The sequence below is a fragment of the Bacillus sp. PK6-026 genome (assembly GCF_054161455.1).
The window spans coordinates 572565-596058 of sequence record NZ_CP096418.1 but is presented as its reverse complement, the minus strand read 5'-3'; the positions used below and the strand labels follow the sequence as shown (position 1 = coordinate 596058).

The window sequence follows — 23494 nt, the reverse complement described above, 5'->3', positions numbered from 1 at the left end:
ATAAATACCAAGGGGTCATAACCCTTGGTATTCCTATGATGCGGCCGAGAGACTTGAACTTTCGCGGGCTGCGACCCCATTAAGTCTTCGACAAAGATGATTCGGCCTAACCATTCGGCCTGCCTTTTTATTTCCCGCTCGATCTTTAAGATGCTGCATAAATGACGGCTCTGATTCCGACCTTTAACTCCTGCATGGGGTTGAAGGTGGATTTATATTTAATTTTCCAGCCTCTTTTTCATCACTGCCGCCAATTGCTCCGCATTGGGATCTCCTTCATTTTGCAATTGATCAATAATGTTCATGTAGTCTGTATCATTTCGGTTTTGACTTAATTTATATGCAGCCTGAATGTCTTCCACCTTAATCTTAAACCCGACAATCGCTTTCAGTTGTCTTTCTAAAAGTTGAGGAGAAAGGTTATCCCATAAAATTGGATTTTCTCGGTGTTTTTCGTATTTTCCCATCATAATTGTTAATTCTTCTATTAATTCATCTCTCTCTAGAATGCTTGCTTGACCGTATATATGGACGGCTTGATAATTCCATGTTGGAACATCCTCATGCCCATACCAGGAAGAAGAAATGTATGCGTGCGGCCCCTGAAACATAACAAGCACATCTTGACAGGTTTCAAAAGTTCTCCACTGCGGATTTCCAAAAGAGACATGGCCGGTGATATAGTAATCATCACCTTTTTTATTGAACCCCAAAGGCAAATGAGTAGCGATTGGCTTCCCTTGTTCTGTCGTAACAATCGTGCCAAAAGAGTTTTTTTGGACAAAATCCAAAATTTCATCAACATTTTCGACTTTAAAATATTTTGGAATATACATCGTCATCCTCCTTTCAAAAAAGTTATAGGAGTGTTTTGGTCATGATCAAGTCCGTTTGTTCTTCATCTCCCATATAAAAAGAGTGAGCACCGGTTTGAACAAACCCCATTTTCTTATAAAAAACAATTGCGTTTTCGTTTTTTTCCCATACGCCCAGCCAGATTTTCTTTTTATTCAGTTCCTTCGCAATTCCCATAGCTTTATTGAACAGATATTTGCCAAGCCCATGTTTTTGAAACTCGTTCTTGATATAAATTCTCTCAATTTCAAGTGATTCATCACCCATTTTTTCAGTTTGGGCCTCATCAGTATTGACCTTTAAATATCCAGCGATTTCATTGTTGCAATAGACAAAAAAGAATTGCGAAGCGCTGTTGGATAGTTCTTTTTCTAATTGTGTTAAGTGAAACGCCTTTTCCAAATAGGCCTTCATATTTTCCGGCGAGTTCTGATGCTTAAATGTCTCATTAAAAGTTTCACAACCAATTTCTTGAAGCTTTTGTAAGTCTTCAAGGGTGCACCTTTTTATATTTACTGTCATTTCAATCTGCCGCTCCTTTATGCCGTCAATAATTTCTCTTGTTCCCCTTTTTCACGAACTCCCAGTCTTTTTCTACATTTTTTCTTACTCTTTGAAGAAGATTGAAGATGGTCTCCGCTTCCCCCTCGGAAAACCCCTCTAATGCCACACAATTCGAATGATCATTTTCTCTTTTTATAAAAGGAAATACCTCATTCCCCTTTTCCGTCGGAAAGAGTTTTTTTATTTTTTTGTTATATTCATCATCTCTCCGTTCAATAAAGCCTTTCATTTCAAGTTTTTTTATAGCGCGGGCTGCGGTGGTCCGGTCCACTTTAATCATTTCAGCTAACTTCTCCTGAATGATTCCCGGGTTTTCGCATATTCGGACAAGGTACAAATATTGCCCTTTTGTCAGGTCATGTTCTTTAAATTCGATATTGCTTATAGAATCCAAAGCCCGGGCAATCATTCCAATTTCACGAAGAATATCCTTCATCATAAACTCCTTTCGAACATGTTTTTGTTGCAAATACAACATAAATGGCGTACATTAAATATACCGAAATTTTGTTGTATTTGCAATAAAAATAAAGAGGGCGAGTTAAGTGAAATATGTTTTTTATGTATTAGGAATTTTAATCTTAACCCTTGGGATTGCTTTTACGATTCAATCAGATCTTGGCGCTTCGCCTTTTGACGCACTTTTGGTGGGACTGTCCATACATGCGGGGCTTACTGTGGGAAGTTGGGAAGTCATCATTGCTTTGCTATTCATAGGCTGCAATTCTTTTTTAAAAAGCCAAAGACCGAAAGTTTCAGGGATGCTAACGGCGTTTATAACGGGGATCGGCATTGATATGTGGCTTTTTTTCCTGCACTTTTTTATCACACCAGAACAATGGTGGAGCAAAGTGATTTGTTTTGGAATCGGCTTGGTTGTTACAGGTTTAGGAACCGCGACATACTTATACACAAATTTTGCTCCAATGCCAATTGACCGATTCACATTCATCATAAAAGAATTAACGAGAACCAACATATTTGTTTCGAGAACCATCATTTACCTCGTCTTCTTGACAGCGGCAGTCATCTTAAAAGGACCGATTGGCATCGGAACTTTATTAACCGTTTGTTTAGGAGGGCTTGTTCTTCATTTTTTTATGCCGTTTGCTGGAAAAGTATTAGGCCGCTTTACAGACGCTCGTATATTACGATAAGAAATGTTTTTAATGCCACTCCCTACTTTTTCACAGAACTTTTATTGAAAATCATCAATATGATTCCGGATGCTATTAGACTTACAATCAAGGAAGAGAGAGATAATCTAAATATATTTTTCACTCCATTAATGAACAATGACCATAAAACATATATGGAGATTGCACTTAAAGTAAACATTCTGAACCATCTAGGTATTGCGAGCCAAACTTTCAATAGATAAGTTGAGAGTTTCCCCATTTTGCGCCTCCTTGTTATCTATTCGACCTTTTACCAAAGCCTAACATAGTTAAAAACAAAAAAGAAAAAAATACCAAGGACTCATAACCCTTGGTATTCCGGTGATACTGCCGAGAAAACTTGAACCTTCATGGGGGGTTCCCCCATAAGGACTTCAATAAAAGTGAAAGTATTTTGTCCGTTACAAAAGTTATTTCAAGCATTTGAAATTTGTATTTTGGGCATAAAATGGTACTGTTCAAGCAACATGAATGTGTTCTTATCGAAACGAATGAGGGATTTATACTAAGTTTTTGTCTTGGACTCCCGAATTGAATGCATCCGGCTTATCTTTTACCTTCACGAGACCATGCCACCACAGGAATGAGTAATAAGGATAAAATTCCTCCAGTAAGTGATAATGTTAGATAACTTGAGCCTGCCACAACCATTCCGGACAATGCGCCGCCGGCAGCTCCTGACAATGCAATTAGAACATCCACCGTACCTTGTGTTTTCGCCCGTGTGGCCGTTTCAGTTGAATCAACTATCAGTGCAGTCCCGCTTATCAAACCAAAATTCCACCCTAATCCCAACAAAGAAAGAGCAATTACGATAAGAACCATAGAATCTCCCGGTGCAAATGCTGCTATTAAGCCTGCCAGAAGCAGCGTAGTTCCAGATGCAATCGCCATTGCAGTACGTCCCAACTTATCAACAAGAACCCCTGTAACAAGTGAAGGGAGATACATGGCACCTATATGAAAGCCAATAACAAGACCAACTGCACCCAAGTCATGCCCATGATGTCTCATATGAACCGGTGTCATTGTCATAATAGCGACCATTACAATTTGGGTAAGAACCATAACGGCTGCACCAACAATTATGCCTCTTTTGTTTTCTGTGTGTTCAGTTGTTGTCAAATGTCCTTTATCACTTGGTTCTTGCTTGATCGATTCGATTGTTCTTGCGATAACTAATGGATCTGGACGAAGCATGATGAAAAGAACAACACCTGCTAAGATATATGCCGCCGCGGCTAAAATGAAAGGGCCCGCTAGTGACGGAACACCGATAGAATGGGCGAAACCCCCCATCACATTCACTAAATTCGGACCCGCAACCGCGCCAAATGTCGTCATAACCATCGTCACACTGACAGCAGTCGCCCGCTGCTTACGATTTGCCAAGTCCGTACCTGCATAACGAGCTTGTAAATTTGTCGCTGTTCCAGCACCGTAAATAAGCAATGAAGCAAATAACAAGAAAATACTATTTATGATTGCTGCAATGATAACTCCTATTGCTCCAAGACCGCCAATCATAAAACCGGCTGAAAGACCTGCACGACGACCATAGCGTTGAGAAAGTCTGCCTACAAATAAGGCTGCCCCCGCTGATCCTAAAGTAAATAAAGCTGTCGGGACCCCTGCGTAAGCATCCGTTCCGAGCATTTGCTGAGCAATAAGGGCACCGACAGTAATTCCTGCCGCCAGCCCTGCACCGCCAAAAATTTGTGAAACACTTACAACAAATAATGTACGCTTGTATAACGTTTTTTGTTTTTCTGGGGAACCAATGTAGCTTTGTAATGAAGCTGATTGAACGTCTAACGATTTTACACTTTCTTTGTGCAGCATGATCTAACCTGCCTTCCTTGATCAACCTCCAACTAGATTTGAATCATCATAACACGCTCAAAAAAACCATACAATATTGAAATTGTATGGCGGACAATAATTAGGCAAGATCGTTTAGCAAGCGCCTAAGGATTATTAATCCTTTTTCAAGCTCTTCGAGCGTTTCTGGTGCACATACAGAAACCCTTACCGCCCTTTCCGGACAACTATTCCCAACTACGAAGCGTTCAGCCGCATACACTTGCACTCCATGTTCAGCAGCTAATTTTTCAAATTCAGCACCTGTAATCCCACCCGGTAACAACAACCAACGAAAGATGCCTGTTTCACCACCTAAACACGTATAGTCAGCAAAATATCGATTTGCGATTTGGTTTCTGCAAATCGTTTGTTCACGATGCCCCTCAATTAAGACTTCAAATTGATTTGATACAATCGTGCGCGCAGCAAGTTCTGCTAATAGCGGGGAAACCATTATATTTAAATTATAAAGCGCCCTCGAAACCGGCTCCTTAAATTGATACGGCACTGCAACATACGCCAGTCGCAGCCCCGGTGCCAATGATTTAGATAAACTTGCGATATGGATCACCTGTTCCGGCGCGAATGATGCAAGGGCTGGAAGTGGATTTTTGCCAAGAAGATGGTACGATGCATCTTCAATAACAAACAAATTATACTTCTTTGCAATTTCTGCAATGATCTTTCGATTCTCTACAGACATAAAGGAAGCTGTCGGATTATGGTAATCCGGGATCAAATAAATGCCTGTAATGTTTTCATTTTTATAAGCATATTCAAGTGACTCCGGCTTCATTTCACCGTTCTCGGATTTTATCGGTACGATTTGCACACTTAGCATTGATGCAACAGTTTTTAATCCGGGATATGTATGATGATCAACACCAATGCGGTCTCCAGGCTTACAAAGACCCGCCAATACGGCAGCGATCGCATTTTGTCCCCCATTTGCAAATAAAATGTGCTCAACGGTTGTTTCAAAACCGCCTCTTCGAATTAGCTTTACAGCTGCATCCTTTTGCCAAAGGCTTTCGCCCGACCGGCCATAACCAAACCATTTTTCATAATCTGTCTCTTGCAGCATGCTGTTCAAATGGAGCATGAGCGGCTCGTAAGAAGCATGATCCGGCAGTGTTGCGCCCATTTCAATGAGCTTTGGCTTTGTATCCTCAAGTAAATACGCATTCGATAACGCATCATACGATACAAATGTGCCGCTCCCAACAGTTGCACTTAACAGGCCCTTTAACTCACACATTTTAAACGCCTTTGAAATGGTACTCAAATTTAAATCCAAATAATCAGCCAGTTCCCGCTGAGGAGGGAGCTTTGTTCCAGGCAATAAAACTCCGTTTACTATATCCTGCTCCAATTGCCTTGCAAGTGCTTTATAAATGGGCTTTTCAGTTTTATCAATCGATGGCTTCCAGCTCATCGGATAGTTTTCAAAAGAATTGATCGGCATGAGACGCCATCCTTTTTTCGTTCTATTATATGGTTGTGCTGTTTATAAAACAATTATAAGAAATGACGGACAAGTTAGACGGCGACTTTAAGTAATAGGTACTAAATCGACAACATCAGGTGGAAGTCCGGCTTTTATAAATGCAGAAATTCATTTTTCTTGAATGTTGGACTTTTTCAATGTAGTTTGCTACTTTATAAAAACCGTTTTTCGCCTTTTTGGCATAATTTTTTAGCAATCACGGCTCTTTCAAGTATGTACCGGAGTGCTTGTTAAGCTAATTTTTTGGCTAACGCCGAAGCCCAGTGCTGAGTATGGAAACTCTTTGATGTTTAGGATTATCATGAGCGCCATGATATGAATTTCTTTTTGAGACAGTTGTCCTACAGATGGATAGCTAACAGTCTGGGTGATATTTCTTTGTTGTGTCTGCCCTGTAGTAGAAGCTGCACTTACACTAGGAGCTAAAAACAAAGACAATATTGACATAATCTCAAAAGAGTGCAAATTTATTTATAGAAGTATTAACCTAAGGAGCCAATAACAAATCATGAATAATGTTTCATTAATATATAAGGAATTTGGTGATCCGCTTCAAAAATTACAGCTATATACCGGAGAAAAGCTTCCTCTTCAGCCAAATGAAATTCTTGTTAAAATGATTGCCAGTCCAATTAATCCATCAGATTTGCTTCCAATTAGAGGGGCCTATTCTCATAGAATTAAGCTGCCGGCTGTTGCAGGATATGATGGTGTGGGAATTGTCATAGATCAGGGCAAAGATGTATCACCATCATTGATTGGAAAAAGGGTCCTCCCTGTAAGAGGAGAGGGAACTTGGCAACAATATGTAACCACCAAAGCTGATTATGCAATAGAGCTGCCTCCATCAATAAGTGATAACGACGCCAGTCAACTGTATATTAATCCATTAACAGCCTGGCTAATTTGTACGGAATCATTGCGTGTTCAGCCGAATGAAATTGTGTTAATGAATGGCGGAGGTACATCTATTGCAGGTTTGTTTGCGCAAATTTCTACTATACTGGGATTCCGTTTAATTGTCATTACAAGAAACAGCCGCAAGATAGAAAAACTTCAAAAACTTGGGGCATGGAGAGTCATCGACGCTTCCAACGGTTCTATATATGAACAGATTTCTGATGCTTGCGACATCGGTGTTGACCATGCAATTGACTCTGTTGGAGGAGAAAGCGGCGAACTGCTGGCGAGGATGTTAAAACCTGAAGGAACGTTTGTCAGTTATGGTCTGTTGTCAGGTATACCAAACAATTGGCGAAAGTTACACAATGTATACCATGTGTCACCACAATTATTCGCCTTAAGACTCTGGAACGAGAGACATTCCGTTTCTGAATACCGCAATCGCTTCTCGCAGGTGATTAAGCTCGTTGAGAGCGGAAGAATGGTCATCAATGCTCCAGAAAAAGTATATGATTTTGAAGATTTCTATGATGCGTTGAAGCATTATGAACAGCCGGGTTTGAATGGAAAAATACTGTTGAACTTTGCATGAAGGAGATGTAACCAAAAGAAAGAAAAAGTAGTAGTTGTAATTGAAAAGAAAAATAAAAAATTTATATAAATTCCGCATTTTGTCAATCGATTATGTTATACTGTAAACAACCTTTGAAGCGTTAAATCTTTTTCTATTACCTTTTACCACCTCCCTACTCGAACGTTGAGTAGGGTTTTTTATTAAGCATTATACAGAGAACATAAAAAAACAGGCCCTATATAAAGAGCCTGTTTGTATAAACGATTGAAGATTAAGCAGTTTTTTGAACGTTAGCAGCTTGAGCTCCGCGAGGACCTTGCTCAACGTCAAATGTTACTTTTTGACCTTCGTCTAATGATTTGAATCCGTCACTTTGGATTGCAGAAAAGTGTACGAATACATCGTCTCCATTTTCACGTTCGATAAATCCAAAACCTTTTTCTGCATTAAACCATTTAACTGTACCTTGTTCCATTTTTGTTGCCTCCTAGTGCGTTACCGCACATTGTATTACTATCCTTGCCCAAAGTATCATCAAGACGAAAAGTCAATATTCATACTATCCTTTACACCGAACAAAAATAATTCTCCTTTATCATAACAGGAAACGGAAATAATTGCAAATCATATTATCGTTTTATTCATGGCATTTTTTCTTAAACGTGTGGATAGCAGTGCAGAAGCGGTAGGCGTCAATTATTCTGCATCAAATATATAACATGTCTAAGAGGTTTGAAAACACCGTGAAAATGAATCGCGAGTGTCTTCAAACCTTTTTCTTTGCTAAAATTGATTTTCTTTAAAAAGCTCTGCTGTTTCTTGTTCATGATGTCTGTTCCTCAAACAATCAATGTTCACGGTCTAAAAAGAACAATTCCCATAGGGAAGCAGGGAGAGAGTTTTGCCCGATAAAGAGCCGGGTATAATTTTCATACGCCTTTTGTATCCCGGCCAACTCTGCAAATCAGTTTCGAGTTTCCAATAAAGAGGGCTAAGAACGATACTTATATGATGTATGACACTGGGACTTCAAAGGCAATAAAACGTACACTTAGAAACTCATCAGGGAAGGGGAAACTTTAAAAAATGAATGACCAAAACCTAAAGACTTTGAGAAAACTGGTTACACCTTATGAAAACTCCGATTTACAAAAAAGTATTTCTCAAATCATTAACACATTGGTACCATTTTTCCTGTTATGGTGTTTGGCATATAAGAGCTTGTCGATTTCTTATTTCCTTACATTAGCGATTTCTATCGTTGCGGCAGGTTTTTTAGTGAGAACCTTCATCATCTTTCATGATTGCTGCCACTATTCCTTTTTTAAAAACAAAATGGCGAATCGAATCCTTGGAACAATTACAGGAATTCTGACTTTGCATCCTTTTGATCACTGGGGACGCGACCATTCTGTCCACCATGCGACAAGCAGCAACTTGGACAAACGCGGTACAGGCGATATTTGGGTACTGACCGTTGAAGAATATAAGGAAGCCTCAACTAAGACAAAAATAATGTACCGTTTGTACAGAAATCCGTTTGTTATGTTTATGATTGGGCCGATTTACGTCTTCGGGATTACCAATCGTTTTAATCGTAAAGGGGCAAAACGCAAAGAACGGATGAATACGTATGTAACGAACCTGGGAATCGTCGCTTTGACAGCACTTTTATGCTGGGCTATTGGCTGGCAAAACTTCCTGCTGGTTCAGGCGCCAATTTTTATGATATCGGGATCTCTCGGAATTTGGATGTTTTATATTCAGCATACGTTTGAGGATTCTTATTTTGAAGAAGATGAGCATTGGGAATATGTAAAAGCAGCAGTTGAAGGAAGCTCTTTTTATAAGCTTCCAAAAGTGTTGCAATGGCTAACAGGCAATATCGGTTTCCATCATGTTCATCATTTAAGCCCGAGAGTCCCAAACTATAAGCTTGAAGAAGTGCATAACAACATTAAACCATTGCAAAACGTTCCGACCATTACACTGGCAACAAGTCTTAAGTCATTAAAGTTCCGCCTGTGGGATGAAGAAAGCAAAAAATTTGTTGGTTTTAGCCACTTAAAAAAAGCTTCTAAAAACCAAATATCAGTACACCTAAGAACGGATTAAACAACTAATCGATGATAACCGGTAGTGTATCTTGCAGAATAAAAGTGCAGACTCGCACAAGGTTTTGTGCAGAGGTCAGCACTTTTTTAGTGCCAAATATACTTGCAGATTCCACCATACGGTACATTTATTGCCGTATTTTCCGCAAAAAAATAATACTAAAGGTAATTAAACCCTCGGTATTATTGGTATGCGGCCGAGAGGACTTGACCCTCACGGGGTTGCCCCACTAGGCCCTCGATAAAGTGGAAGCTTATCACGATTTATGAAAGCTTGTTTTCATTGTATCTCTTTACACCAATTACATAAAACTTCATTGTTTTTTAAGAATTATGAAGTAAAAATGGAGTAAGCTTTTCAAACGAATTCCGAAGTTTACCAAAGTGGTTCTTAAGATTTTTTTGCTTTTTAAAATGGTCTATCCATAGGATTGATGACAAAAAAGAGGTTTCACTATTGTCTTTTTTTTTCGTTAATTCGAACCCTCGACCGCTATCCTGGAATTATTTTTATTTGACGGAATCCTCGATTGAACCCTTTTATATTTGTTGTAAAAGCTCGTGCCTTCACAACAGAAAAATCTAAATATAATTCAATCCTTCCAATGATCATATTCTGTTCTTTTGCTCGTTCTTTGTATTTTTCAATTTGCTCTTCGGTTGAAAATTTTAGAGAAAAATTAGCCGATATAAAAGGAATTCCTCACTTTACGAATGAAGCAACTGAGGAAATACTTGCAGGGTACAAATCAGATGGAATACATGCAAAAATCATTAATAGCGCATTAAAATAAAGCAGGCATATGCCTGCTTTAAAATTTATACTGGTTCAAATTCTATAACCTTGCTTTCCCTTTAATCCAGTGTTTTCCTATTAAGGCCTAAACAATCGTTTTCCCCACTCCGAGGAATACATTGGAATCCCAACTAAAAGACCGTCGCCTCTTAGTCACTCACATTAACAATGATTATAAAATGTCTCAAGGAACGATCAACAGCCGCTACCCCTGATTAAATATGATCTGTTACCACACTGTTACGTTAGAACTTCCACTACTTTGATATCCCTCTGTCGCTAAGACTTGATAAGACCAAATACTACCCAGATTCATTCCATGACTCTTCCATGCTCTAACATGATTGCTGAAAGTGATTTTAGCGTTGCTTCCAGTTGGTCTCTTCGTCTGGCGAACACTCCAGTACTGCGTGAAAGTAGTTTTTTCGCCATCAATGGAAGGTGCATTATAACGTGTAGTTGTATATATGTCATATGTGCCCCCATCACTTTTTACAGTACCTTTATACGTTCCAGTAGGTCTATAAGTACCCCATGAATCCACTACATAATATTCTATGAGAGGTGATCTCGTCCAACCATATAAAGCCAAATATCCATTGCCATTCGGCGCCCAAACTCCGGCATTATAGTTTATTGTCCTAGATGGCGAACCTGTAGTCCAACCTTTACCAACAACGAAATTTCCGGTATTAGACCAATTAACGCTGTAATTCCCGCCAGGCCCATTAACAGCGTTTACTGTTCCGCCGCCATCAGTCCAATTTTGCCAGTAGTCTGGACTAGCTGCAGAGGCGGTTGCCGAAAACAAGCTAATACTCATTAAAGCTGCCGTTAATCCAACTAAGAAATTCCTTTTAAACTTAAACATATGTTACCTCCTATAATAATTATTCTGACTTTGACATGAGGTGGCACTCGTATAGATTTAGAACATTAATAATTACTAAAGCCAAAGCTTTTGATCGTTCCCTTCAATATAATACCATGAATTCATGAGTGAACATCATAAATAACTGTAATTTAATTACAAAGACCTAAAAAATCACATTATAAGTGTTCTTGTAAAACCATAGCCTTATCCTCTTTTCGCAGAATCACAATTCTTGATTCTAAATCTGACGGAGTAATATTTGTATTTCATAACCATTTATACCATTTCGTATAAAGGAGATATACATTTAGAGATTGTGAAGTTACGGACACTTTTTCCCCAACAAACAAAGAGAGACTGCTGACCGTTTAGATGACTTACTTTAAGTAACTGGAGTAAATGTGGAGTAAAAAAAATAAATGAAAAAGAAACAAAAAAATACCAAGGGCGCTTAAACCCTTGGTATTCCTATGATGCGGCCGAGAGGACTTGAACCTCCACGGGGTTGCCCCCACTAGGCCCTCAATAAAGTGAAAGCTTATCGTCAGTTACAAAAGCCCGCCATATCAAGCATTTATAGATACTCATTACACCTATTTTCATCATTTTATGTTCTTTTTGGTCACAAAATGGGCACAAACATAATCCAGGAATACAGACTAATTATGTTTTAGGATGTACCCAATGCAAAGTCCCTTCAATTCGTTGACCGTTTTTTGATGTAATAGCATATTTTATATTCATGTTTTCCTCGGTTTGAACCATTAAATATGTTGGAAATGCCATCTTACAAGAGGGATTCAATTTTTTAAATTCATATTGAACTATGTCTTGTTCTTCTTCATTGTAATATTTAAATTCAAAAAGATAATCTAAATGATCAATAAAATCTTCTGCTGTATAACTAGCCTTGAAAAAGGAATTTATTTTTATAGGTGCAATTCGAATATTATCTCCTTCATACTGATTTATTTCTGAGTCCCGAGCTGGAACAATTAAATTATTAAAAACAGAATCATCATTGATAAAATCTTCTATCAATAATTCGTGTGGAACACGCATGTTTCTCGATGTAACCACATGTGCACTTGCTGGAAACTTAAGTGTTACCTTAATATCTTCATCAGCAATTACACCCGTGTTTTTCAAAATCAAAGGAAGGGGATAACATGTACTTAAATAATCATTAAAAAAATCAGACATTACTTTACAGCACATCAAATAATAGTAAGCATTTTCCATGTTAGTATACTTTGTTTTTTCATCTTCAGTACCCTCTAATTTATCACTATTAGAGCCCACAAGAAGAGGGTTATATTGAACTAAACTTTTTCTAAGATTACCAAAATAAAAGTCCTCTTCTTCTAAATTTACATCAAGAAATTTCAAAGCTAAGTCCTTTATATGTTTAACCTCTTCTAAATCCACTTCAACTGGAATGCTTAGATTAGAATTTAGTGAAAACAATTTAGATTGATTTTCAGTTACTTGTGGAATTTTAAGCTCTTTGAATTTAAATAAACTCAATTTTGCCTTATCTAAATAACTTTGATAAAATGCCTTTTTATCAAAAACAATTCCGTTCATTGTAATACTTTCTGGGACTTTTCCTTTTTCATAAAAAGATAACGATAACTCTGAAATTTGCTTTAACGTAGAAATTCCATATTCTCCACTGTCTAAAAACTTATTAACTAGATTTTCAAACATTGATTTAGTCAAGTGTTTTCTTTGGACTGTAATTTTCATCAGTTCATCAACAATCACACTGCATAATGCTTCTATATCCTGACTACTGGCAGATTTCCCCGAACGCTCTAAATACTGGTGCATACGTTTAAATGATATAGCTTGCAATTCTTCTAAATCAAAATTTTTTTGTGTTATTTCAACGTTATAAATCTCATTTTCTATTTCTTTTAATGGAGAACCTTCTTCAATCTTCAGACGTCTACCTCTCAAATCAGATATCCATTTATTTGCATTTCTTTCGGTAGTACCTATTAGATATAAATTGTATTCGATTGGCATGTCAAATTCTGCATATTCTGATTGGGCGTCTCTTACCAACTCGCATATCCAGCTTATTATTTTGCTTCTCTCAAAATTATTGATACTTGATTTAACTTGGACTGCACGTATTCGATCAGAATAAACCCACTTAATATCAACTTTGTCATCCATTGTGTTAGGTTCAATCTCTATCATTTCCCATAAACCATCTGTTAAACTTTCCAACAATCCGGCTAGTATTTGAAAATAATAACCTCTAAGACCAGCATTACCACTCATCAATTTGTGTCCTTTCCAAGTTTAGTTAACTTATTTTCTCATGTAGCTACCCTATCAGCAACCCGCAATCCATTATTAAAATTGGTTTCAAGAACAACATCATTAATTATTGCTGAAAACCCCACCACCAGAAGTATGGCTAATAAGCAGATTGTCAATTTGAGTTTCATTTATCATTTCTCCTTTTTGAATTTGTTTTTTGGCCATTACAACTTTTTGATAATACTTTGAGGAGCGAGCGACCTCTCCCCTTTTTAAAAGTACCTCACCGACTTCAAATGCAAATTCGTCAATGTCTCCATACATTTCATTCGATTCCAAAAAATCAAAGGCAGCATCAATTAAATCAAAGCAATCTTGATTTAAATACAATCCCCTTAACAAGTTGAATTTTGCTATATATTCCGAATTATCAGTATTCAAAGCTAGCTCAAATCCTTTTTCGTAATAAAATTCGCCATTCTCCAATTCATTTGACTTACACATCACATGCGTAAGATTAAACAATGTTTTGATAAGATAAGGGTGATACTCTTTTTCAAAAAACTTCAAAGCAATCATTAAGTTCCTTTTAGCCTTTTCAAACAGCCCCTCCACATTAAAACAAATACCAATATTTAAATGCGAAATAGCAACAAGATTATCCCGTTTAATCTGCTTCGCAATTTTTAATGCTTCTTTAAATTTAAACATTGCCTTTTCATATTCCAATAGATCAATTAAATTGCCCGCTATAATGTAATTACAATAAATTATCTTATCAAGATATGTTTCATATTTATTATAAATTTTAATTGCACGCTCTATATAATCTATAGAATAATAAGTTTGCTTCATATAATAATAGACTTCTGCCATTTTATAATAAAATTCGGCTCGTTCAATCTCATCCTCAACAAATTCCAATGATTTTTCAGCTCTCCTATATGCACCTATTGCCTCAACCAGATCCTTACGTTTAAAATCATACATTCCTTTAAAGAAAAAATAATAATAATCGAGCATACCATTCAGATGTCCCTCATGTTCTTTAAGGGTCTCATAAGCATTATTTATTTCTTCTCCATCCTTTGATTTAAGATGGCTTAACATCAATTCATGTCTAAAGTCTAAAAGCTGATGATAATAAATAAACTCTAAATTACCATCAATGCCCCCAATTAATCCTTCAACCTCTTTTTTTAACCTTTCAGCTTTTTCATCCAAATTGTCTTTTATTGCGGTGTACCATTCATTAAGTTTTTTTGTAATCATGCTGTACGAAATTCTATTCTCATAAGACACACTTCCTCTCAAGGAAAAAGTCACCTCATTCCGGAAAAGTTACACACCGTTTACATTAAATGTATTATGACAGATGACTTAAAGCTATGAAAGGGTAAAAAGTAATAGCTATCTCATTGTAACAGGTAAGAAAGATTCAATTTCGTTTTATAAGAGGGAACCGAAAGAGAAAACAGTCCTCTTTTTTCAAAGATTCTCCTCTTATTTTTTGCGGGACACCGAAAAGTTCAGCTTAAAACTTTCAGAATTAAGGAAATATGCTATTATATGAAATATATGGATGAAGAGAGTGAGGACTATGGAAGGGGCAAAATTATGAAACAGAAAATTCCGTCTGAAAATGTCGCGGTCAAGCTTAATGAATGGTATTCCACGATTCGTAAAAATCAAGTGACAGATGCGGAGTTTATTAAATCCGAAATAAAACATGAACTTGAGCAAATGGAAGAAGACCAAAACGTTTTGTTATATTATTCTTTGCTTGAATTCCGCCATAATCTGATGTTGAAAGACTTGAAACCGAACAAAGCAGCAGACATATCAGCATCATTATCTAAAATCGAAGCAAAGAAGGAAGACATGCAAAACTCTCAAGTCGATGAAATGATTAACTATTATTATTGGTTCTTTAAAGGGATGTATGAATTTAAACAACAGAACTTTAACACAGCAATAACCTGCTATAAAATCGCAGAAAAGAAATTAGCCTTTGTTAATAGCGAAGAAGAAAAGGCTGAATTTTATTATAAATTATCTGAGATTTACTATCATTTAAAACAAAACTACATCTCCATGAATTATGCAACGATGGCTCTTGACACTTTTAAAGCCCATGAAACTCTATCAGAAAAAGAAATATATTGTTACTTCGTAATAGCAGGAAATCAAGTTGACACTATGAAATATAAAGAAGCCTTGGAAACTCTAAAGGCAGCTTTAAATAAAACAAAAACAACTAACAACATTCACTTATTGGCATCTGCTCACTTCAATTTAGGGAACTGTTATTTTTATTTGAATCAATTTTCAGAATCATATGAACATATACAAAAGTCTCTAGCTATTTTTAAAGAAGAAAAGTCAGCATATGAAGCAAAAGCTTTATTCCAGTTAATGTACGTTTGTTTGAAACAAGAAGATTATGTCGAAGCATTAAACCTCTATGAACAAGGTATAAAGTCTTCTCGCGTTATAAATGACAAACCCCATGAAATACAGCTTAACATCTTGAAAAAAATTTACATTGATCATGGTTCTACAGAGGAAGAATTTAAATATCTTGAAAGTAAGGGATTGTATCCTGATATTGAAGAAATGGCCATAGATGCGGCTGAACATTATAATAAGATTGGAAAATTAGAAGAGTCGGTCGAACTTTATCGAAAAGCAATTAAGGCAATGAATATCAACAAAAAGGGAGGAATCGGCCATTTTTTACCGAAAAGCAATTAAAGTAATGAAAATTGATGAAAAAGGGAGTTGTTTTAAATGATGAAGAAATTTTCATTAGGAATGATTACTGTATTATGTCTAGCTGCTTTTGTAACGATCTCAAGCAATTTCGCTCATTCGTCCGACTCACACCAGATTGCAGGCAGAATGATTACATCATCAGTGAACATGGATGACAGCACATTAACGTAAAAAAGCAGGCATATGCCTGCTTTAGTTTTTGGACTTTACCAGTCCACTGTACCCTCACCATAATTGTAACCACCCAGGTAACATTATTTTTTTGCTTTACAAGTAACTGTTCCGACGGGTGCAAACATTGGCCCTACAAATTCACCTTTAAGATAAAAGCCCTTTTTATATTTATTACATGAATTAATAGTTTTCATTCCTAGAGTAGCAACAGCTATTATCAACATAGTATAAGCTGTAGGTGATAAACCTAGTTTCAATTTAATAAGAGCAGCAGCCACTCCAAATATTCCGCCACTCCAGCCAGCGACGTCGTTTAACTTATCTACAATCTTATTAGAAATATAAATACCGCTAGCCTTAGCCGCAGTTGTGAACTTTCCAGAACTCACCACATCTGATCCAATTAATAATGAAACGTCTCCTACAGTTTCTTCTATTCCTTTATTTTTAATCTCAGATTCATATTTCAGGTACAAAGCTTTTGCAGAAGAGCTCAATGATTCAATTTGTTCGGGTTTATTATTTTCTAAATTAACAATATCTATCCCTTTAGAATCCATTTCTTTTAACAAAACAATTAATTGATCAAGTTCTTTGTTTAAAGAATCTTCATCCATTCCTAAAGTAGAATAAAATTCATTATTCTTATTTTGAACACCATCTAACGACTGTGCATGTACTTCCGTCGCAGAAATAGATAACACAGAAAATAAGAATATAGCACTTAAAAATAAAACCCCAATCTTTTTCATAATATGTACACTCCTATCTTTTTTTATTTAAATTTTTATTTATTAGTGATTTTATTAAATATAAAATCACTAATAAAAAATACTATTAAACCAATTATTAAAATCACAAATGAAATGTTAAATCCAGATTCTGAAAAAAAAGAATATATAGAACTTACCGATAAAGCAAGCATATAAAAAACAAATCCCACTTTTACTGCTTTTTCAGTATTTTCTCTTTCTTTTTTTGTCATTTTTTTAAAAAACAATCTTTCTCCTCCTAAAAATAGGTTTTCAGGGTACGAGGAATTTTCCACCCGACAATTTTGAATAGTGTCCCGGGTAATTTACTCATGAATTTCAGAAAAATATTTACCGGCTTCTTAAGCAATCACTCCTTTTGAAAGTTTTACATATAATCTATTTTTACCATTTATGTACTTCTTTGTAAACAGCCTATTATATCATAAAAAAATCGGAGTTAAAAGACCTATATTAAAAGCAGGCATATGCCTGCTTTTAATTCTTTTCAGCTCTTATTCTCTAACTTTGTTTCTTTCCCTTTCACTTCTTCATAATCTGGCGTTTTCTTATCTAACCCTAAGCGATCGCCCTTCCCGTCACCTGGCATATGATCTAGTTTTTGATAAGATTCGCCGCTTTTTTCATAATATTTAAATGTTGATAATTCACGACTATGGTTTTTCATATAGAAAGCAAACTGTATATACTTTCCTCCGTCAAAAACCCGAATTACAGCATTATCCCTAGTAAAGTCCTCATTATCAGCATTCATTTCCTTTAAGGATTTCTTTTCTTGACTTATCACTTTATCAATTGCTTCATCATACTTATTTCCACCGCAAGCAGTTAATGCAAACATCATGATTAGACTAAGGAAAATAAAAACGTGTCTCAAAATAGCTTTCCCCTCCTTTATCAATTATATATAATTTTTTCTTGTTTTTCCACATTTTATCCATTCCCTTTAATTTGAACATCATCAACCAACCATTCATTATTTACTTTTTTCAATGTCGTCTGAACAATCAACGTTTGATTTGTCGTAACAGAATTTGCTGTAGTAGCCAACTCTACAACATTTAAAAAACAATTCACTCGATTCATCAATATTCTTTGAATAACTTTCTAAAGAAAGCAATTCACTTTGTACACTGACTATATGATTTTCATTTGTACGGGAAGGAAAAATGTTCTATATGCTCACTTAAGCCTATTAGATTACACGATTTAAGGCATTCTCATGTGGCTTTACTGATACATCAAGGTGAAGATTATGCAACAATAAAAGAACGACTTGGACATGCATCTATAAAGACAACAATAAATATTTACGGACACCTTTTTCCAAACAAAGAGAGACTGCTGACCATTTAAATGACTTACTTTAAGTAACTGGGGTAAATGTGGAGAAAAATAAGAAATGAAAAAGAAACAAAAAAATACCAAGGGCGCTTAAACCCTTGGTATTCCTATGATGCGGCCGAGAGGACTTGAACCTCCACGGGTTATTCACCCACTAGGCCCTCAACCTAGCGCGTCTGCCATTCCGCCACGACCGCATGATATGTTGTTTTTAAAGTGCGGGTGAAGGGACTCGAACCCCCACGCCGTAAAGACACTAGATCCTAAGTCTAGCGCGTCTGCCAATTCCGCCACACCCGCGTTAAAAAACAATGGTGAGCCATGAAGGACTCGAACCTTCGACCCTCTGATTAAAAGTCAGATGCTCTACCAACTGAGCTAATGGCTCAAATATAATGGCTGGGCTAGCTGGATTCGAACCAACGCATGACGGAGTCAAAGTCCGTTGCCTTACCGCTTGGCTATAGCCCAACATATGAGAAATGACCCGTACGGGATTCGAACCCGTGTTACCGCCGTGAAAGGGCGGTGTCTTAACCACTTGACCAACGGGCCATATGAAGTCAGCATCATATTTTCCTAATGGCGGAGAAGGAGGGATTTGAACCCTCGCGCCGCTTACGCGACCTACACCCTTAGCAGGGGCGCCTCTTCAGCCACTTGAGTACTTCTCCATTGGCTCCACAGGCAGGATTCGAACCTGCGACCGATCGGTTAACAGCCGATAGCTCTACCACTGAGCTACTGTGGAATGATCAGACTCATTTTATTATAAATATGTCGACAAAATGTGTCAAGAAGAACAATTTGTCTTTGTGGCTCGTCTTGCGACGGCTTTTATAATTTATCATAGACAAGCCTGATCAGTCAACCCTTTTTTATGATTTCTTTTATTTTCCCTCCGCACTTGCCGCAAACGTAACGGCTTGTATCCATTTTCCGCTTTCGGAGAAACGTTTGTCCGCATGCTTCGCACTTGTATGTGCGTACTTTTCTTTGCGGCTTTTTCTCTCCTGCGAGCGGCGTGCAGAATCGCGGCGCACCGACTTCCTTTAATAGCGTTCTAAAATCTTTGTCGCGGTGCTTGTAGCCTTTTCCTTCAAGATGGAGGTGGTAATGGCACAATTCATGCTTGATGATGCCTTCAAGCTCATTTTGCCCGTGCTCTGTCAGGTATTTTTTATTCAGTTCAATATTGTGGGAATTCAGCAAATACCTGCCTCCGGTCGTTTTCAGGCGGCTGTTGAAGTAAGCGCGGTGCCGGAACGGTTTTTTAAAATATGTGAGCGAAAGCTGTTCTGTCAGCTGCTGCAGTTGTTGTTCGTCCATTGCTTCGGTCCACCTCATTTTTAAAAACATTGAACAGGACAAATTCCGGGCGGCATAAACTAATACACAACACCCATACTCTTATGATAAGAGCCTGAGGAGGGATGAGCAATGCCGAATTGGCTCAAAAGCCAGATGCAGAGAGCTTTTTATGAAAAAGATCATTACCAGATTAAATTGCTGAATCAGTGCTGGTATTTTTACAGAAAAAAACACTGCTGATAGACAGTGTTCATCGGAGCCCGAACGGAATTTCTTCTGTTTCCTCATCATCTTCACCGGTCCTTTTATCATCTCACACAATGGCGCCCGTTACTCCCCAAATGGAGCTGACCGCCCGATTTCGGGGAGCATGGGCGAATGATTCTTCTGCGGATGGACGAGCCGTTTATTCTTTTCTTTTAAACGGAAACCAGTTGGCTGAGCCGAAGATCCGAACCATCACAGGGACGAACAGCGGCAGCATGACGAATGCATACAGCAAGAGACCCGTCAGTATTAGGGTGGCGATTTGCAGAAGCGATAAAACGCCGGACGGCAGCATCGCCGCGAAGGTTCCCGCCAAAATGACAGCAGCTGAAATAATAACGGACCCCATATTTTTCATCGATTCCATCATCGCCGTTTTAATATCCGTTCCCCGATATTCGTTAAAGCGTTCCATCAGGAAGATCGAATAGTCCACACCAAGCGCCATTAAAATCACGAATCCAAAGAAAGGCACCGCCCAGTTGAGGCCGGGATAGCCGAAAAACGCCGTGAAAATAAACTCGGTTATACCGATGGACGCAAAGTACGTCAAGATCAACGATCCGACCAAATACACCGGCATGACAATAGAACGGAACAGCAGGACGAGGATCAGGAAAATTCCGATCATCATATAGATCACCGTGTTGCTGAAATCCTGGTCTGACAGCTGCTTCAGATCGGCATTGATGCTGGAAACGCCGCCGACGCCAAATGATGCATCGTTCAAATGCGTATCGGGAAGAGCCCGTTTTACGGACGCTTCAATATCTTTAACATTAGCAATTGCTCCGTTTCCGTACGGATTGCCTTCCAATATCACATCGATCGTCGTGATATGGCGGTCGTCTGACATATAGGAATTAAACACCTGCTGAAACTGCTTGTTTTTCAGGACTTCTTTAGGGACAAACCAGCCGGACATTTCTTGATCCGATGCGTTTTTCAGCTGATCCAGGTAGTCGCCTGCCCCCATCAGACCGCTTGAAATTTTTTCGAGGCCGTCCACGCTTGAATTCAAACCTTTTGTTAATTGATCGAGCTGGCCGGCGAATTCTCCGACTTTTTCCTTCATCTGCTTTTGGCCTTCAGCGACATCGCCCGCTCCTGATTCGAGCTTAGGCAGCGAATCGGCGAGCTGTCCCTGCCCCTTCGATGTCTCTTCAAGTCCTTTTTCGATTTGGCCGAGGCCGTTGATCAGAGCATCGATTTTGCTTGTGTACACTTTTTGCTCTTCCTGCGCTTTTGCGATAAATGCATCTGCTGCTTCAAGCTGCTTTTTCGCGTTTGCCGCCTGCTTCGTGTAAACGGCCGCTTTCTGTGATCCCTGCTTGATTGCCGATGCAAGCTCTGTGTAAGAGCCTTTGATCGCTAAATAAGAAGGATTCTCCTTCACTTCGGGAATTTCGCTTTCAAGATTTTTGAAATTTTGATTTGTCTGCTCGATCATCTTTTGCACGTCAGCCGTTATGCCTTGGGCACTTTCTGCTTGTGACAATGCTGCTTTCAAGACTTTCGATATTTCTTTGTAGTTTTCGATTTGTCCATTTAATTGATCGACCTGCGCCGTCAGCTGTTTTTTCGCAGCTTGAATTTCTTTTTTCGCCCGGGCGACGCCTTCTTTGCTTTGGTCTGTACCGTCCTTCAGCTTTCTCATATTGGCTTCAACGTCGCTGATGCCGGCTTTAATCGATTCGGTTCCTTTGATCAGCTGATTGATTCCTTTTCCGGACGCTTCGATTTGCGGCTTCTGATCCGCGATCGACTTGCTCGCCTCGGCAAGCCCGTCTTTGATCTTTTTCAGACCTTTATTGCCGCTCTCAAGCCCTTTATTCAGTTCGTTTGCCTGTGTTTTGACATACAGGTCGCTCAGTCCTTTTCCGACCGGACGGGTCGCACTGCGAACTTTGCTGACGCCATTTGTCTGTTCAATGGCGCGGCTGATTTTTTCAATTGCGATCAGCCCGTCATTGGTATCGAGCGCATCCGATGTTTTGAGGACGACCGTGACCGGTAAAGATTCCCCAGGCCCGAACTTGTCGGAGATGGTGTTGAATGCACTGACGGATTCGTATTGATCTCCGATTTCATCAAGGCTGTTGTAGGAAAGCGTTCCTTTATACATTAAGATCGGCGGAACGGCCACGGCCGCTACGATCAACAGACTGATCAGCGGCTTACTGAATGCGAAACGCCCGGCGGTTTCCCATAGTTTTGACTGCGGATGCCCGATATTCCCTCTGACGGGCCAAAACAGCACTTTTCCCAAAACAGCCATGAAAAACGGCACGATCGTCAAAAGCACCAAAATCAAGACTGCGACACCAACCGCTACTGCGACCGCAGATTTGTAAAGCTGGAATTCGGCGAAGCCGATGCAAGTAAAACCGATCAAAACGGCGAATCCGCTGAACAGAACGGTTTTTCCCGCCGTTTTATACGTTGTCAGGATAGCTTCAATCTTGTCTTTCCCGTGGGCAAGCTCTTCCTTAAAACGGCTTAAAAGAAGAATGCAGTAATCTGTCCCGATTCCGAACATGATCGCCACCATGAAGATTTGCGTAAACGTGGACAGCGGAAAATCAGCGTATTCGACAAGATAGGCGACGACGGACTGGCTCACAAGGTAGGAAAGCGCGACCGCCAAAAGCGGGACAAAAGGCGCAACCGCAGAACGGAAGACGAGAATCAATACGATTAAAATAAAACCGACCGTGATATATTCGGTCTTCTTCAGGCCTTCCTGTGAACTTGTTATAACATCATCATCAATGAGCGGCTGTCCGGTCATCTCGTAGTCAAGCTTTAAAGGTTTGAGCTTTTCATTTACCTTTGCTTTAAAATCGGCCGCACTGATTTTGTTCGCATCAAATGTGACAGGTACAAGCAGCGTCGTTCGATCCTTTGACAACAGCTGCTTTTGAATATCCTCCTCCGCGTCAAAGTATGATGTAATATCTGAAACGTGAAGGGAGGAATCCTTTTCTAAGATGGTGATCGCTTTTTTTAAAGCCGCCTCCCGGTTCGGCAGGAGCTGTTTGTCCTGAAATACGACGACAACCGATTTGTCCGTATCCCCGTCTTTTGACATTTGTTCGAGAAGCTTGTTCGCGTAAGAAGACGGATAGCCTTCAGGGACCGCTATCTGGCCCTTCTCCTTTGTTAATTGCCCCATATCAGGCGCCGTGATGAATAAGACGGCGGCCATTGCAATCCAGAGCGCCGCAATGATCCATCTCGCCTTTATAATCGTTCTCATTGACGTTTTATTCCTCCTCTATGAGCTGTACGGGTTTTTCATTAAAAAAAGACGGCTGGTTGCTGCCGTCAGACAAAACATTCGTGTTT

At 38.7% G+C, this 23494-nt stretch carries 21 protein-coding genes, 7 tRNA genes and 2 pseudogenes; 8 read left to right on the top strand and 22 right to left on the bottom strand.

All coding sequences use genetic code 11. The features are described from left to right. Nucleotides 1–218 precede the first annotated feature (218 nt). From M1D59_RS03020 to M1D59_RS03010, 3 genes are read right to left on the bottom strand one after another with little or no spacing between them, the layout of a single operon-like run. Entirely contained in the window at nucleotides 219–836 is a 618-nt protein-coding gene (locus M1D59_RS03020; RefSeq protein WP_145930066.1) for an FMN-binding negative transcriptional regulator, read from the bottom strand. A gap of 22 nt (nucleotides 837–858) precedes the next feature. Next, a complete protein-coding gene (locus M1D59_RS03015) occupies nucleotides 859–1377 on the bottom strand; it encodes a GNAT family N-acetyltransferase (RefSeq protein WP_105979258.1) in 519 nt (172 codons plus the stop codon). 25 nt (nucleotides 1378–1402) lie between these two features. After that, nucleotides 1403–1855, bottom strand: a complete 453-nt coding sequence (locus M1D59_RS03010) for a MarR family winged helix-turn-helix transcriptional regulator (RefSeq protein ID WP_023857834.1) — start codon at nucleotides 1853–1855, stop codon at nucleotides 1403–1405. 109 nt (nucleotides 1856–1964) lie between these two features. Here M1D59_RS03010 and M1D59_RS03005 point away from each other — a divergent pair, with 109 nt between their 5' ends. Further along, nucleotides 1965–2576, top strand: a complete 612-nt coding sequence (locus M1D59_RS03005) for a YczE/YyaS/YitT family protein (RefSeq protein WP_458117774.1) — start codon at nucleotides 1965–1967, stop codon at nucleotides 2574–2576. A 567-nt stretch (nucleotides 2577–3143) separates the two neighbouring features. On the opposite strand, the gene M1D59_RS03000 is transcribed toward M1D59_RS03005, so the two are convergent. Together M1D59_RS03000 and M1D59_RS02995 are read right to left on the bottom strand one after the other, a co-directional pair. After that, nucleotides 3144–4442 carry an MFS transporter gene (locus M1D59_RS03000; RefSeq protein WP_458118037.1) on the bottom strand — a complete coding sequence of 433 codons (1299 nt, stop codon included), beginning with the start codon at nucleotides 4440–4442 and terminating at the stop codon, nucleotides 3144–3146. Between the two features lie 97 nt (nucleotides 4443–4539). Then, nucleotides 4540–5925: an aminotransferase-like domain-containing protein gene (locus M1D59_RS02995; RefSeq protein WP_458117773.1), complete on the bottom strand. Its 1386-nt coding sequence runs from the start codon at nucleotides 5923–5925 to the stop codon at nucleotides 4540–4542. 550 nt (nucleotides 5926–6475) lie between these two features. Here M1D59_RS02995 and M1D59_RS02990 point away from each other — a divergent pair. After that, on the top strand, nucleotides 6476–7462 hold the full coding sequence (locus tag M1D59_RS02990; protein ID WP_458117772.1) for a zinc-dependent alcohol dehydrogenase family protein: 987 nt from the start codon (nucleotides 6476–6478) through the stop codon (nucleotides 7460–7462). Between the two features lie 253 nt (nucleotides 7463–7715). Here the strand turns inward: M1D59_RS02990 and cspC are convergent, their stop codons facing one another. Continuing rightward, nucleotides 7716–7919 carry a cold shock protein CspC gene (gene cspC / locus M1D59_RS02985; protein WP_003179166.1) on the bottom strand — a complete coding sequence of 68 codons (204 nt, stop codon included), beginning with the start codon at nucleotides 7917–7919 and terminating at the stop codon, nucleotides 7716–7718. Between the two features lie 611 nt (nucleotides 7920–8530). Here cspC and desA point away from each other — a divergent pair. After that, nucleotides 8531–9559: a Delta(5) desaturase DesA gene (desA, locus tag M1D59_RS02980; RefSeq protein ID WP_214485246.1), complete on the top strand. Its 1029-nt coding sequence runs from the start codon at nucleotides 8531–8533 to the stop codon at nucleotides 9557–9559. 529 nt (nucleotides 9560–10088) lie between these two features. Next, nucleotides 10089–10352 (top strand): hypothetical protein, encoded by a 264-nt coding sequence (locus M1D59_RS02975; protein ID WP_142393721.1) that lies wholly within the window; start codon nucleotides 10089–10091, stop codon nucleotides 10350–10352. Nucleotides 10353–10583: 231 nt separating this feature from the next. Here the strand turns inward: M1D59_RS02975 and M1D59_RS02970 are convergent, their stop codons facing one another. The 3 genes from M1D59_RS02970 to M1D59_RS02960 all read right to left on the bottom strand — a co-directional run bounded on the left by M1D59_RS02970 (nucleotide 10584) and on the right by M1D59_RS02960 (nucleotide 14774). Next, nucleotides 10584–11225: a glycoside hydrolase family 11 protein gene (locus M1D59_RS02970; RefSeq protein ID WP_145654112.1), complete on the bottom strand. Its 642-nt coding sequence runs from the start codon at nucleotides 11223–11225 to the stop codon at nucleotides 10584–10586. Nucleotides 11226–11891: 666 nt separating this feature from the next. Further along, nucleotides 11892–13520, bottom strand: a complete 1629-nt coding sequence (locus M1D59_RS02965) for a hypothetical protein (protein ID WP_458117771.1) — start codon at nucleotides 13518–13520, stop codon at nucleotides 11892–11894. Nucleotides 13521–13622: 102 nt separating this feature from the next. Next, nucleotides 13623–14774, bottom strand: a complete 1152-nt coding sequence (locus M1D59_RS02960; protein ID WP_458117770.1) for a response regulator aspartate phosphatase — start codon at nucleotides 14772–14774, stop codon at nucleotides 13623–13625. 345 nt (nucleotides 14775–15119) lie between these two features. On the opposite strand from M1D59_RS02960, the gene M1D59_RS02955 reads away from it, so the two are divergent. Continuing rightward, nucleotides 15120–16256 (top strand): response regulator aspartate phosphatase, encoded by a 1137-nt coding sequence (locus tag M1D59_RS02955; RefSeq protein ID WP_458117769.1) that lies wholly within the window; start codon nucleotides 15120–15122, stop codon nucleotides 16254–16256. A gap of 36 nt (nucleotides 16257–16292) precedes the next feature. Next, complete coding sequence (locus M1D59_RS02950) at nucleotides 16293–16448, top strand: hypothetical protein (protein ID WP_458117768.1); 156 nt, start codon at nucleotides 16293–16295, stop codon at nucleotides 16446–16448. A gap of 83 nt (nucleotides 16449–16531) precedes the next feature. Here M1D59_RS02950 and M1D59_RS02945 read toward each other — a convergent pair whose 3' ends face one another. From M1D59_RS02945 to M1D59_RS02930, 4 genes and pseudogenes are all read right to left on the bottom strand, one after another. After that, complete coding sequence (locus M1D59_RS02945) at nucleotides 16532–17203, bottom strand: hypothetical protein (protein ID WP_458117767.1); 672 nt, start codon at nucleotides 17201–17203, stop codon at nucleotides 16532–16534. 35 nt (nucleotides 17204–17238) lie between these two features. Further along, the gene (locus M1D59_RS02940; RefSeq protein ID WP_458117766.1) at nucleotides 17239–17451 is read right to left on the bottom strand and encodes a hypothetical protein; all 213 of its coding nucleotides are present in this window, start codon (nucleotides 17449–17451) and stop codon (nucleotides 17239–17241) included. Nucleotides 17452–17711: 260 nt separating this feature from the next. After that, nucleotides 17712–18101, bottom strand: coding sequence for a cystatin-like fold lipoprotein (locus M1D59_RS02935; RefSeq protein WP_458117765.1), 390 nt, complete (start codon nucleotides 18099–18101; stop codon nucleotides 17712–17714). 56 nt (nucleotides 18102–18157) lie between these two features. Further along, a pseudogene (locus M1D59_RS02930) lies at nucleotides 18158–18392 on the bottom strand (hypothetical protein); the annotation flags it as partial. A 17-nt stretch (nucleotides 18393–18409) separates the two neighbouring features. Between M1D59_RS02930 and M1D59_RS02925 the strand changes: the two are divergent. Continuing rightward, nucleotides 18410–18580: pseudogene (locus M1D59_RS02925) on the top strand (tyrosine-type recombinase/integrase); the annotation flags it as partial. A gap of 101 nt (nucleotides 18581–18681) precedes the next feature. Here the strand turns inward: M1D59_RS02925 and M1D59_RS02920 are convergent. The 8 genes from M1D59_RS02920 to M1D59_RS02885 form a co-directional block, all read right to left on the bottom strand. After that, a tRNA-Leu gene (locus M1D59_RS02920) sits at nucleotides 18682–18765 on the bottom strand. Nucleotides 18766–18785: 20 nt separating this feature from the next. Further along, a tRNA-Leu gene (locus M1D59_RS02915) sits at nucleotides 18786–18868 on the bottom strand. A gap of 12 nt (nucleotides 18869–18880) precedes the next feature. After that, nucleotides 18881–18956: transfer RNA gene (locus M1D59_RS02910), tRNA-Lys, on the bottom strand. Between the two features lie 8 nt (nucleotides 18957–18964). Then, nucleotides 18965–19039, bottom strand: a tRNA-Gln gene (locus tag M1D59_RS02905). Nucleotides 19040–19051: 12 nt separating this feature from the next. Beyond that, nucleotides 19052–19123 (bottom strand) — tRNA-Glu (locus M1D59_RS02900). Between the two features lie 28 nt (nucleotides 19124–19151). Beyond that, nucleotides 19152–19242 (bottom strand) — tRNA-Ser (locus M1D59_RS02895). Between the two features lie 2 nt (nucleotides 19243–19244). Further along, nucleotides 19245–19319 (bottom strand) — tRNA-Asn (locus M1D59_RS02890). Nucleotides 19320–19435: 116 nt separating this feature from the next. Further along, nucleotides 19436–19897 carry a SprT family protein gene (locus M1D59_RS02885; RefSeq protein ID WP_023857851.1) on the bottom strand — a complete coding sequence of 154 codons (462 nt, stop codon included), beginning with the start codon at nucleotides 19895–19897 and terminating at the stop codon, nucleotides 19436–19438. A gap of 111 nt (nucleotides 19898–20008) precedes the next feature. On the opposite strand from M1D59_RS02885, the gene cmpA reads away from it, so the two are divergent. After that, entirely contained in the window at nucleotides 20009–20119 is a 111-nt protein-coding gene (gene cmpA / locus M1D59_RS02880; RefSeq protein ID WP_023857852.1) for a cortex morphogenetic protein CmpA, read from the top strand. 166 nt (nucleotides 20120–20285) lie between these two features. Here cmpA and M1D59_RS02875 read toward each other — a convergent pair whose 3' ends face one another. Continuing rightward, nucleotides 20286–23405: an MMPL family transporter gene (locus M1D59_RS02875; protein WP_458117764.1), complete on the bottom strand. Its 3120-nt coding sequence runs from the start codon at nucleotides 23403–23405 to the stop codon at nucleotides 20286–20288. Nucleotides 23406–23494 lie beyond the last annotated feature (89 nt).